This is a genomic window from Rheinheimera oceanensis (genome assembly GCF_018831085.1).
GTDB classification, from domain to species: Bacteria; Pseudomonadota; Gammaproteobacteria; order Enterobacterales; family Alteromonadaceae; genus Alishewanella; species Alishewanella oceanensis.
The window spans coordinates 688,580-700,790 of sequence record NZ_JAGPNM010000002.1 but is presented as its reverse complement, the minus strand read 5'-3'; the positions used below and the strand labels follow the sequence as shown (position 1 = coordinate 700,790).

The window sequence follows — 12,211 nt, the reverse complement described above, 5'->3', positions numbered from 1 at the left end:
GTGGTAATGTTACAAACAAAATTAAGCCTGGCAGCCTTGCTGATCGGTGCATCCTTACTTAGTGCCTGTGGTGACAGCACAACCAATATTGTCGAAAAAGATCCTATCCCGGTGGAAGATGATCACGATCATGACCATGATGACGTTAGCGCAGCTGGTCGTTTGGTTATTTCTGCCAAAGATTCAAACCTGTTGTCAGTTTACGAGTTGAGTGATGGCAGCCTGCTGGACAGTTTTGCTGTGGCGGATATTCCATCAGCGCTGGCCGCATCGCCAGCGCACCGTTATGCGCTGGCAATACAACGCACCACGGACAGAGTCGAATTTATCGATGGCGGCCTGTATCAGGAAGATCATGTTGATCACCTGCATGACTACCAGCAAGATCCTGAGTTAGTCAGCTTTGTCTTAAGCAATAGCCGGCCAACACATATCACCGCCAGTGACAGCCAGCTAGCGGTGTTTTTTGACGGTGACGCCGCCAGCAGCACGCCCGCTGCGGTAGCGGTAATTACCGACGCAGATATTACTACCGACAGCAATGGTTATCCGGTGTTAAATTACAGCGTTAATATGCACGGCGCAGCCCAGCCACGCGGTGATTACCTGTTATCAACAGTGCGTGATGCCAACAGTGCAACCACCTTGCCAGACAAAGTAGCCGTATACGAGCAACATGGTGACCACTATCACCAGGAACTGGTATTTGACGAATTATGCCCTGGCTTGCATGGCAGCGCGCAAAACGAACACTTTATCAGCTTTGGCTGTACCGACGGTGTATTGCTGATAGAGCAGGCAGGCACAACCTTTACTGCCAGCAAACTGGCTAATACTGCAGATATTACCGGCAGCATGCGCATAGGTACTTTAGTGGGTAATATGCATGCCGGACACTTTGTTGGTTTTGCCGGTACCAGTGCTTTTGCTATTCACGCCCACGACGGCGAAATGCAACTAATAGACTGGCAAGCGACAGCTGGTGCAACACTAACCGGTTATGGTTTTGCCGACAAAGGCAGTAAGTTTGTGTTGCTGGACAGTTTGGGTTATTTAACCATTTTGAACTATCACGGCCATGAGCATGAAGGCACCGGCGAAGCCGCGTTTGAGTTTGCGGCCAAAGTTCAGCTAACCACTGCCGATGTTACCGCTATGCCACAAGGCAGCCGGTTTGAACTGGCTATTTCTGCCAGTGATGACAAAGTCTATGTTATTAACCCCATTGACCGGACACTGCTGACAGTAGACACGGCTGATGCCGAGGTTGTGGCAACCAAGCAACTTAATTTTATGCCGCATAAGCTGGTATGGCTGGGTATTGCTGAGCCTGCCGAAGCGCATGATCACTAATACCGCCAGACATTAGTTCGTTTTAGCGTTATAGCAAAGGCCGTTAAAGCAAATTTAACGGCCTTTTTTTGTCTGTCTGCCCCTTATCTCATTGAGAATAATTCGTATTTATGCTTATATAGCCTGTCTTTTCTAGCTCAACACTTTTGGGAGTGGCAGTATGAAATCAGCTTATGCATTAACTTTACTTGGCGCAGGTATTGCCAGCGCATTTATGAATATAGCAGCGGCGCAGGCAGCTGAAGTCAATATCTATTCAGCACGGCAGGAAGAGCTGATTAAACCGTTGCTGGATAAATTCACCGCCGATACCGGCATTAAAGTAAATCTGATCACCGGTAAGCCTGATGAGCTGATTAGCCGTATGGTTAGTGAAGGCCGTAACAGCCCGGCTGATGTACTGATTAGCACCGATGTTGGCCGTTTATACCGTGCCAAAGAGCAGGGCGTGTTGCAAAGCGTGGAATCAGATGTGCTAAGCAACACTATTCCGGAGGCGCTACGCGACCCTGCCGGCTTATGGTATGGCCTTACCATGCGTGCCCGGCCCATTATGTATGTACCCGGCAAAGTAAAACCAGAACAGCTGTCAACTTACGAAGATTTAGCCGACCCGAAATGGAAAGGCCGTATTTGTGTGCGCTCGTCTGACAATATTTATAACCAGTCGATGACTGCCAGTTTAATTGCCCATGATGGTTCTGCTGTCGCAGAGAGTTGGGCCAAAGGTCTGGTCGCCAACTTCGCGATGCCGCCAAAAGGAGGGGATCGTGATCAAATTAAAGCGGCAGCAGCAGGTGTATGTGATATAGCCCTTGCCAACACTTATTACTTAGGCGGTATGCTGGCCGACCCGCGTGATAAAGCAGAAGCAGAGAAAGTAAAAGTGTTCTGGCCAAATCAGGATGGCCGTGGCGCTCATATTAATATCTCAGGTGCCGGCGTGGCCAGATATGCGCCAAACAAGGCACAGGCTATTCAATTGCTGGAATATATGACAACGGCAGAATCACAGCAATGGTATGCCGAGGTAAACCACGAATACCCTGTGCGCGAAGGTGTTAAAGCCAGTGCTATTTTACAAGGTTTTGGTGAATTTAAAGCAGACCAGTTACAATTGGACAAATTAGGGCAATTAAACGCTGAAGCCATTCGTGTAATGGATCGCGCTGGCTGGAAATAATCTTTGAATTCAATTTGTTGTAATGCGGTAGGCGCCGGATGAAGCATGGTTGGCGTGACGTCTGGCGTTGGTCGGTATTGCTGCCAGCCCTAGTGCTGGCGCTGCCGGTACTGGTAATTTTTGCCAGTGTTTTTAACCCACAACCTGAGGTTTGGCAGCATTTACGCCAGACCGTACTGGCCGACTATGTCATCAATTCGTTGGTGCTGGCCGGTGGTACAGGTTTAGGAGCCTTATTGCTGGGCACGGCATCTGCCTGGATCATCAGCCAATATCAGTTTGTTGGCCGGCGTGTGCTGGAGTGGTTGTTACTGCTGCCTTTGGCTATGCCTGCCTATATTATTGCTTACACCTACACCGGTATGCTCGACTTTGCCGGCCCGGTGCAAACTGCGCTACGGGCTCAGTTCGACTGGCGCTATGGCGATTACTGGTTTCCGCAAATACGCTCGCTCAGTGGCGCCATTATTATGCTGTCGCTGGTGCTGTATCCTTATGTCTATATGCTGGCGCGCAGTGCTTTTCGTGAGCAATCGGCCTCCTTGTTTGAAGCCAGCCGCACCCTTGGGCTAACGCCACGGCAGCACTTCTGGAAAGTTGCATTACCGCTGGCACGCCCGGCTATTTTAACCGGTACTGCCCTGGCAATGATGGAAGCTTTTGCTGACTACGGCACAGTACAGTATTTTGGTGTGACGACTTTTACTACCGGTATTTTCCGTACCTGGTTTGGTATGGGAAATCAGGTGGCTGCCGCACAACTGGCGGCTATGTTAACCGGTTTTGTTTTATTGTTGCTGCTGCTGGAGCGCTGGTCACGGCGTAAAATCCGTTACTATCATCAGGGCCAGCGCAATAACGCTGCACCAAGGCGTAATATTAGCGTTGGGCGCCAGGTGTTACTGCTGCTGCTATGCCTGCTGCCGGTATTATTTGGTTTTGTTATTCCTGCAGTACAGTTGGTTAGCTGGGCATTTAGCAATTATGCGCAAGCCCTTACGCCGCAGTTTGGTCAACTGGTATGGAACAGCTTTTCGCTGGCAGCGATGGCGGCGGTTATTTCTGTATTGTTGGCCTTGCTGTTTGCCTATGGTAAACGGCTGCGCGCTGATGTACTGGTGCAGGCACCGGTGCGTGTGGCCGCGTTGGGGTATGCCGTACCAGGTACCGTTATTGCGATTGGTGTAATGTTACCGCTGGCGTATCTGGATGGCCGCATCGATTTACTGGCTGAGCAATGGTTTGGTATCCGCACCGGGCTTATTTTTTCCGGTACTTTGTTTGCGTTGTTGCTGGCGTATAGTGTGCGCTTTTTAGCGGTGTCACTGCACAGTGTTGAAGCAGGGCTGGAGCGGATCAAGCCCAGTATGGATAACGCTGCGCGTTCGTTAGGTTATACGCCGTTACAGGTATTGCAAAAGGTGCATGTACCGCTGCTGCGCTCCAGTGTGCTGGCGGCATTACTGCTGGTGTTTGTTGATGTATTAAAAGAACTGCCAGCCACGCTTATTTTACGGCCTTTTAACTTTAATACGCTGGCGGTACGTACTTATGAGCTGGCATCAGATGAGCGTTTAGCTGATGCAGCGCTGCCTGCACTGGCTATTGTGCTGGTAAGTTTATTGCCGGTGATCCTGCTGGCGCGCTCAGTAGATTCGAGTTTGAAAGGAAAACTTTAATGCTGGATTTACAAAAGGTAGCGGTAGCGTACGCTGGCCATACTGTGGTGAAAGACATTAGTCTGTCATTAGCACAGGGCCAGATAGGCTGTTTAGTTGGCCCGTCCGGTTGCGGCAAAACCACTTTATTACGTGCCATTGCCGGTTTTGAGCCGGTAGCCGAGGGCAGTATCAGCCTGCAACAGCAACCGGTTAGCAGCGCAACTGTGCAACTGGCACCAGAGCAGCGCCATGTTGGTATGGTATTTCAGGATTTTGCGTTATTTCCCCATCTTAGCGTGGCCGACAATATCAGCTTTGGTTTACTGAAAACATCAAAGGCAACTAAAGCGGCTAAGGTAAAACAGCTGTTGCAACTGGTTGGGTTACCTGATCTGGGCCAGCGTTATATTCATCAGTTATCCGGCGGCCAGCAGCAGCGTGTGGCGTTGGCAAGGGCATTAGCACCACAACCCAAAGTGTTACTGCTGGACGAGCCTTTCTCCAGCCTGGATACCGAGCTGCGTGAAGGCCTGGCACGTGAAATACGGCAAATTTTACAACAATTGCATATTACTGCGGTAATGGTAACGCATGATCAAAACGAAGCCTTTGCCATGGCCGATATGATAGGCGTAATGGAGCATGGCCGCCTGCAACAGTGGGCTACGCCGTATGAGCTATACCACAAGCCACAAAACCGTTTTGTTGCCGACTTTATCGGCCGTGGTGTGCTGTTACCCGGTACTATGCTCGATTCACAACAGGTGCAAACCAGCCTTGGGCTGTTTCGTCAGCGTTATGCCAGCACAGCAAAACCGGGTGATAAAGTAGACGTGCTGATCCGGCCGGATGACATAGTACACGACGACAGCAGTGGTATTACTGCGCAGGTAACAGATAAAGCCTTTCGCGGCTCGCACATTATGTATCAGCTAAAACTGCAAAGTGGCGAGCCGGTGCAATGCTTAGCACTCAGCCACCATAACCACGCTATTGGCGAGCAAATTGGCATCCGGCTCGATTTGGATCATCTGGTATTATTTCCACGCAGTTAAGGTGGCTGTAACTTAGCTGCAGCTACTTTATACCCTGCTGTGCTTTAACTTCTTTGGGTGTTGGTGGGGGGAAAGTAACGCCTTTTGTTTCAAGCATTTTTTTAGCGGTATACACGTTTTCGCTTATTTTAAAATTTGAATTTCTGCGGTTATCTTCAAATACGGTTTCTATCGCGTGAGCCAGAGTAACGCCGCCTTTGTTGGGCTCTTTGAAGTCTATACCAAGTTCCAGCAGTTTAACGACGAAATCATATTTCAGTAAGGTGGCGGCATACAATGCGGCATTACGGTTGGTGTTATCCCGTGCATTAATGTCTGCGCCGGCTTTTAGCAAAAGCTGAAACTGCTCCCAGTTGTCGTGTCCTACAATGTTAAATAAGGCCGGGCGCCCGGTTGATTCATCTCTTGAGTCAGGATCAGCGCCGTATTTTAACAACAGGCTAAATAACTTGTTGTCACCATCACCGGCTAAAATGGCCAGTGGTTGGGCTGGTTTGGGGCCTTCACGGTTAATCTTTACCAGCGCCGGAAAGTTGGCATCGGCACCCAATTGCAGTGCAAGTTCCACCGCTGCAGGGTCTTTTTGCATAATCAGCCATAACAGGGGGGTGATACCTTCATCACCTTGCACATTCAGATTAACACCGCGCTCTATAAGCGATGTTGCTGTTTTTTCGTCTTTGCGCTGAATTGCGTGCAGTAAATTAACCATCTCAGCAGAGAAAAATAGTTCGGCTTTCATATCCTTTCCTTCTGACTTGCAGCTGCTAAGCAGGCCAACAAGCATAATCATTAATACAAGGAAGCTACGCATAGAAACAAGCTTCTTGATTGGGCTGATAGCAAGGAGTAGGCACTTTGATTGAAGTATCATTTTCTAATCAGGATGCTGGTTACTTTGTCTATTAAATCTTGTAGCACCAATTCTTCTGGGCTTGCGAACTCCCGTGATGCCAAAATTGCATAAGTAAATTTGGCCCCTGGTGCCAATTCATCAGAGGGATTCCTTCCCGCCGCGGCATTGTCGCGAATGAAAATCATCTGATTTTTAATCGACGCGAGTATATCTGGCGATGCATGTTGCAGCGTCCGAATATCGATAGCGACAACAACATTGTTTGCCGCAGTGTAAAGTGCTTGGTAATCCATAATTAATGCCATTACAGTTTGCGTAGCACATCCAGTAAACCACCTTCTTTTAGCAAGCGATCTGAAAACTCGATCTCTTGATAATCTTCATCAAAATTTACACTTTTACGGCTGGCGTTAATTAATATAAAGCCTTTCTCGCGGGCGTCACCGACTGCCATGGTGCGGCGTAACGTAAGTTTTTCACCAGCGACAGATTCAGTTACAGAGTTTTTACCGGAAGGCTCACCGCCTTCCGCTGCCGAGCGCCACAATCTGTTTTCGATTGCATCAACTATCCAGGCTGCAGCAGTTCTTGGGAATTCAGTTTGATATACCAGAAGTCCTGGCTCGTCTTCATAATTAGGGTAAGGCGAGGGGGCTTTTTTGATCAATACTAATTTTTTATCTGATGAAACAATGAATAATCTCTGCTTTGCGAACAAGAGATAATCTAGCTCAGCAATATTCTTATAGCCTGAGGGTAAACTATTTGTGTTAAGCAACATTTATTAGCCTTTTATAGGTTTTGCTGGAATCATTGCAACAGAAGGGCTTAGCTCTTTAAGCGTCAGAGGATCTCGCTCAAAAGTAAAGGTTTCGGCCACGCCAAATTGTTGTGGGACATCCTCAGCATAACGATTTTTGTTATTCACTTTCGTTAAACCATTGCCAGAGAACAAGGTATTTGCACCACATTCGGATTGTACTTTGTGCCGCAGTACCATTTTCTCTGTAGCCTGCTTATCTGCGCCCGTGATTTTAAGATACCTTTTCACAGCATCTGGATCATGCTCGCTTTGCCCGGTAGCCTTATATTCAGTCATAAACGCAGCATACTCTTCAGCACATTCTTCATTTAGAACTGCCGACACGTCTTGAAGGTTGCCCAATTCTTCAACGGTGAATTCACTGTTACAAAACGCAGTCATGTTATCGAATGTTGGTACAAAACTCTGCCTTTCTGCTTGAGGTGGCAGATTATGAGTATCAATAATAACAAGACTAAATTCGCTGTCTGGGGAGTAGTTTTCAATACCCAAAATACAAGCCAGTAATTCTGGATCGGTATCAGCTGCTTCAGCCATGTCAAAAGTCGTAGCCCAATAAGGTGCTCTGCCTGAATTGCGTCTAAATCCGAGAGTTGAACCCATGGCTTTTTCAGCATTATTGAATACCAAACGGACATGAAAACGATCGTTCGCAATATCACCAGCTTCCGCTATGGCTAGTAGCTCTGCATCTGAATACTTCGGTTGATAGCCAGATTGCTCTATTTGCTTACGACGTTCGGCCAGAATTTGCTGGGCGTGTTCCAGACTTTCAGGTTCCACTTTCTTTGATGCTGCAGGTTTGGCTACAGCTACAGGCACAGCTTTCGTTCCATGAACTGCTGCTTTGGCTGCAACTGGTTGTTCCGCAGCAACACCGCCACCGGGTTTATTAGCTTTTCCTGCCGGTGTTGTGCTGGTGTTGCTACTGGCCGCCGGGGCTAAGCCGCCGTCGCCTATACCGTTGTCTGTAGGTGGTTTACTCCAGCCTTCGGTCAGTTGCCATACCCACATTTTGCGCTCAGCAAACAGGCTTAGCAGGCTGTCACGCAGCTGAAAGTCGGTATATTTGGTTAAGTTATGTTCCCATGGTCTGGCGTGCTGGTACATCTCGCCCCATATCCGGCGTAAGTCCCAGTGGGGTTCTAAGTCATGTAAAAAGTAGCTGCCGTATATACTGTCCTGTACTTTCCACAGATAATCCTGCCCTAAATCTGAATAGGCCAGCAAGCTGTTGCTGCATAAATAGGTATTACCCCATTTATCTTCCAGTACTACGCCGCTGTATTGTTTGTCCAGCATCCTGCCACCTTGCTTTGCTGTTAAAACAGCAGATTTATATAAACAATAAATTTACAATTGGTGAATTGTTCCAAATTGATGCAAAAATGTCAATTAAAGTTTATTTTTTGCTGTCAGGGAGGGGGAGCAGGTTATCAATAATTTGCTGATACTGGCCCGATTGGCGTAACTGCTGCAGGCCGGTATTAAACCGCTGTATCAGCATTTCTGAGCGTGGGTCTTTCTTCGATAACAGCAGGTACATTGGCCGTTGTTCCAGTGCTGGTGTCATCCAGTCTAATTGTCCGGCGTATTGCGGTAATTTTTCGTCAATTAAATAAAGGCCGTTAAGTTTGTCTGCCGGTACTAAATCAACCCGGCCCCGTGCCAGCATTTGAAATGCCTGTTCGTCGGTTGCTACCTGCACGGTGGTAATGCCACTTTCCAGTAAACCAGGCAAATGCAGGTAGCCCTGCACCACCGCCATACGTAATTTTTGCTGCACCAAATCGGCATAATCACGGTAACTGACCGTGATATCTTTACGTTTAAAAAATACTATTTGGTTTGCATATAAAGGCTGGGAGTAATAAAAGTGCTCAGCGCGTTTATCGTCATACCAGGCCGCTACCAGGCCAATATAATTTGCCTGCTGGCTTTCGCGATAAGCCCTAGCAAAGGGCATAAAATCGATTTCAATACTTATGCCTTGCAGTAAAAATGCCTGGCGGATTATTTCGCTTACAGTGCCTTGCTGTGGCAGATCTTCCGCATAATGCGGGTAATAATTGCTGCTCGACAACAGCACTGTGTCAGTCTGGGCAGGCAGGGGGTTACAAAATACTGTAACCAACAGCAGTAATGTAATATAAAACCGATTCATCGGGCACCTGCGGTACGCATTTGAGTAAACAAGTGTGGCACAGAGTGATAAAAATGCTAACAGAAGTTGCGCAGTAGCTGCTGTGAAAACAGAACTGATAAGTGTATAAGATGAAGTAAGCTATTGATATATTTGGTGCCTAGGGTCGGACTCGAACCGACACGGAGTTTCCCCCGGCGGATTTTGAAAGTTTTGTGTGTACTATACTTGTTGCTATACAATGAGTTATAAGCGATAACTAGACACTTTGCAAAATCTTTGCAAAATCAACTTTCAGAAACAGTAATCTATGAGCAAACAATTAGAGCGCCACAATTTATCCGATGAACACTATATCTACCTACAGGACAATAGCAAGAAGTGGTACACTCGTTTTGTCCTGCATGGTAAATGGTACGCCAAAGCCACCAAGCATACTGATAAAGATAAAGCTATCCACGCTGCCCATCGCCTGTTTATAGAGCACCAGATTAAAGCAGAGAACAATACTCTTACCATTAGCAAACGGTTTCGTGACGTCGCTGAAAAAGCCATTCAGCACATGGAGACCGAGCTGCAACGCGGCACCGGTAAAGCCGTGTTCAATGACTATGTTGGTGTGCTGAGACGTTACCACATCCCATTCTTTGACCGCACTTATATTACCTCTGTCGATGCAGAGAAACTCCGGGAATTTGATACCTGGCGTATTAACCTAATGAAAAAGGTTCCTTCTAAGTCCACCTTGCTTACACATAACGCCGCAATGCAGATGGTGTTCAAAGAAGCTGTCGAAAACAAATGGCTGTTACCTATGCAGGTGCCATCGCTATCAACCAACGGTGTTTCTCACTCTCGCAGAGCAGCATTTACCCCTGAAGAGTATGAAAAAATATTAGAAACGCTGAGCGATATGGAAGACAACAGTCGCAAACAGGTAACTAAAGACATCCGGTTACTGGCATATGAGTATTCTGAGTTTGTTATATACACCGGTATGCGGCCCGGTACTGAGATGGATAATCTGACATGGGGTGACATCCATATCGAGAGGCATAAAAGTGGCGTTGCAACATTCTATATCACTGTACGCAAAGGTAAGACCACCCTTTATACAGGAACGCGTGAAGTCGTATGTAAAAAGCCGTTACAGCAGTCTATATATCGATTAACACAAATGTTCCCAAACCGAAAAGCAACCGACCTGCTTTTTAGGCTGCCTGATGGCAGTACCACAAATGAAATCAGCCGGCATTTTAAGCAAGCATTACAAATATCGGACTTAGAACAAGCTTCGCAAGGTATCAGAACCCTGTATTCCCTGAGACACTCATATATCACGTGGGAGCTGGTCGCTCAAACAGTACCAATTGATGTACTGGCTCGCCAGTGTGGTACAAGCATTGAGATGATAGAAAGGCACTACAGCCATGCCATCCCTAGGATGTACAGCCAGCAACTATCAGGTGTTATTTTGCCCAAGAAAGAAGAAGTCGAGAAAAAATGGCAATACAGTGATTCAGTTGCCGAGAGGTGGGCAAAACGCTATCTACAATGGGAGCAAAATTATAAACGCAGGAAGTGCATCTGAGCTTTGAATCAGGCGCTACCTCTCAAAATAGTGCCTAAACAGCTTAGGCTAGCTCCCAAACAAACTTCCTTTCGAAATACGGTCTTAAAAACAAAGAGTTGAATGTGCTTTTTAGACCAATTTAGCATTAGAAAATTTTTGATAGATTGATTAGATCCAACACAAACACTTGCCTTTCCTGTGCGTCTTTTAAGCACAGATGTTAACAAGTTAGTGTTCACTCACATTAACGAAAATACTACTGTTTATTTTACCAGTCAAAAGCCTTGCCAAATCAAATTAGACACACTATCTTGTGTTTGCCGGAGTGCAATAAACTATATATTGTGTTTCAGGTGTGTGGTTAGACCTATAACCGCCGTCGAAACGGTTATAGGTCAAAGTTTCAACCTAAGCGGCTGCTACTCCCTTTGACGTGGGACCTGAATTGTATCAGCCAAATATTAACTTTCAAGCCAGGAGTTTTTAGCATGGCTAAAACACAGAGCGGTAAAAAGAAAGTTCACGTTCCAGCGCATACCAAAAAAGATGGTACGAAGGTTCCTGAACATTACAGATCAACTCCCAATTGATCTGCACCAAAAGCCCCTTGAATTCTGAGGGGGCTTTATTTTTAATCTGTACAATTTAGGAGCCCAAAATGGCTAAATATATAGTTAACAAGAATCCTCAATCAACTGGCGAACATGAAGTTCACAATGAAAATACGTGTCAGTACTTACCTAATGCAGAAAATCGAGTTTCTCTTGGTGAGCATGCCACTTGTCAGTCGGCTGTTCAGGAGGCGTATCGGAAGTTTCCTGGTAATAAATTTGACGGGTGCTATTACTGCAGTCCTAGTTGCCATACCAGATAAAAGATGTGGACACGGATGTCCCATATTTTAGAGCTTTTCAAACAGCTGGTTTATTACTTCTGATACTGTTTTAAGCGTAGACATGCTTTGCGGATGAAGAGTTGTAGACCCATGTGCAAGATCATTGCGTAATTTGTTGGCCGTGTTTGTTATCCCACCAACTAAGTCAATTTCAGCCAATGCCTCGGCAATCTCGGTATCTGTTGGTCCAACACACCTCATTTCGGGTTCTTTTTCAAAGTCATGTTCAGAAGCTAATTTAAAATTTTTTAAATCCCATGCGTGTTGCTTTGCCTTCGATAATAAGCTCGGGAACCGATCATTTTTTATCCACTGCTTCTCGCTGGCAAGTTTTAAAAGTTTTGCTAAAGTTGGGACAGGTAAGTCTGAATAATCTAACAAGAACCTATTTCGTAAAGCCATTTCTAATGTCACATAAGCCATCAACTCAGAAACCTGATGAAACCTATATACGAACCAGGTATACAGTGATAAATTTTTTGCAGTTTCAAATGACTGCCGAACCTCAACCGGCACACCTTCATGTAGATTAATTCGGCAAAGTACTGCATGGCGATCTCTTAGTGACCCCGTAAAATGCTTTTGTCTAGGATCAGGTAATGTAATATCACTTAATAGTTTTAATGGGTCTTCTACTGTCTCAGTTGTAGCCATCTATTTTTCAAATCC

11 protein-coding genes are annotated in these 12,211 nt (G+C 46.4%); 5 read left to right on the top strand and 6 right to left on the bottom strand.

Annotation, left to right across the window (positions count from 1 at the left end):
• Positions 1 to 6: 6 nt before the first annotated feature.
• The 4 genes from J3B89_RS07785 (at position 7) to J3B89_RS07770 (ending at position 5,252) form a co-directional block, all read left to right on the top strand.
• The gene (locus tag J3B89_RS07785; RefSeq protein WP_215396951.1) at positions 7 to 1,353 is read left to right on the top strand and encodes a 5-methyltetrahydrofolate--homocysteine methyltransferase; all 1,347 of its coding nucleotides are present in this window, start codon (positions 7 to 9) and stop codon (positions 1,351 to 1,353) included.
• A gap of 160 nt (positions 1,354 to 1,513) precedes the next feature.
• Complete coding sequence (locus J3B89_RS07780; RefSeq protein WP_215396950.1) at positions 1,514 to 2,536, top strand: Fe(3+) ABC transporter substrate-binding protein; 1,023 nt, start codon at positions 1,514 to 1,516, stop codon at positions 2,534 to 2,536.
• A 38-nt stretch (positions 2,537 to 2,574) separates the two neighbouring features.
• Positions 2,575 to 4,215 carry an ABC transporter permease gene (locus tag J3B89_RS07775; RefSeq protein ID WP_215396948.1) on the top strand — a complete coding sequence of 547 codons (1,641 nt, stop codon included), beginning with the start codon at positions 2,575 to 2,577 and terminating at the stop codon, positions 4,213 to 4,215.
• Positions 4,215 to 5,252 carry an ABC transporter ATP-binding protein gene (locus J3B89_RS07770; protein ID WP_215396947.1) on the top strand — a complete coding sequence of 346 codons (1,038 nt, stop codon included), beginning with the start codon at positions 4,215 to 4,217 and terminating at the stop codon, positions 5,250 to 5,252. The genes J3B89_RS07775 and J3B89_RS07770 overlap by 1 nt, the downstream gene beginning before the upstream one ends.
• A 22-nt stretch (positions 5,253 to 5,274) precedes the next feature.
• Here J3B89_RS07770 and J3B89_RS07765 read toward each other — a convergent pair whose 3' ends face one another.
• The 5 genes from J3B89_RS07765 to J3B89_RS07745 form a co-directional block, all read right to left on the bottom strand.
• The gene (locus tag J3B89_RS07765; protein WP_215396945.1) at positions 5,275 to 5,994 is read right to left on the bottom strand and encodes an ankyrin repeat domain-containing protein; all 720 of its coding nucleotides are present in this window, start codon (positions 5,992 to 5,994) and stop codon (positions 5,275 to 5,277) included.
• A gap of 128 nt (positions 5,995 to 6,122) precedes the next feature.
• The gene (locus J3B89_RS07760; RefSeq protein WP_215396943.1) at positions 6,123 to 6,413 is read right to left on the bottom strand and encodes an immunity protein Tsi6 family protein; all 291 of its coding nucleotides are present in this window, start codon (positions 6,411 to 6,413) and stop codon (positions 6,123 to 6,125) included.
• Entirely contained in the window at positions 6,413 to 6,889 is a 477-nt protein-coding gene (locus J3B89_RS07755) for a hypothetical protein (protein WP_215396942.1), read from the bottom strand. The genes J3B89_RS07760 and J3B89_RS07755 overlap by 1 nt, the downstream gene beginning before the upstream one ends.
• Before the next feature lie 3 nt (positions 6,890 to 6,892).
• A complete protein-coding gene (locus J3B89_RS07750) occupies positions 6,893 to 8,233 on the bottom strand; it encodes a hypothetical protein (RefSeq protein WP_215396941.1) in 1,341 nt (446 codons plus the stop codon).
• Positions 8,234 to 8,333: 100 nt separating this feature from the next.
• On the bottom strand, positions 8,334 to 9,095 hold the full coding sequence (locus tag J3B89_RS07745) for a substrate-binding periplasmic protein (protein WP_215396940.1): 762 nt from the start codon (positions 9,093 to 9,095) through the stop codon (positions 8,334 to 8,336).
• Positions 9,096 to 9,384: 289 nt separating this feature from the next.
• Here J3B89_RS07745 and J3B89_RS07740 point away from each other — a divergent pair, with 289 nt between their 5' ends.
• Positions 9,385 to 10,665, top strand: coding sequence for a tyrosine-type recombinase/integrase (locus J3B89_RS07740; protein WP_215396938.1), 1,281 nt, complete (start codon positions 9,385 to 9,387; stop codon positions 10,663 to 10,665).
• Between the two features lie 883 nt (positions 10,666 to 11,548).
• On the opposite strand, the gene J3B89_RS07735 is transcribed toward J3B89_RS07740, so the two are convergent.
• Complete coding sequence (locus tag J3B89_RS07735) at positions 11,549 to 12,196, bottom strand: hypothetical protein (RefSeq protein ID WP_215396937.1); 648 nt, start codon at positions 12,194 to 12,196, stop codon at positions 11,549 to 11,551.
• Between the last annotated feature and the right edge of the window lie 15 nt (positions 12,197 to 12,211).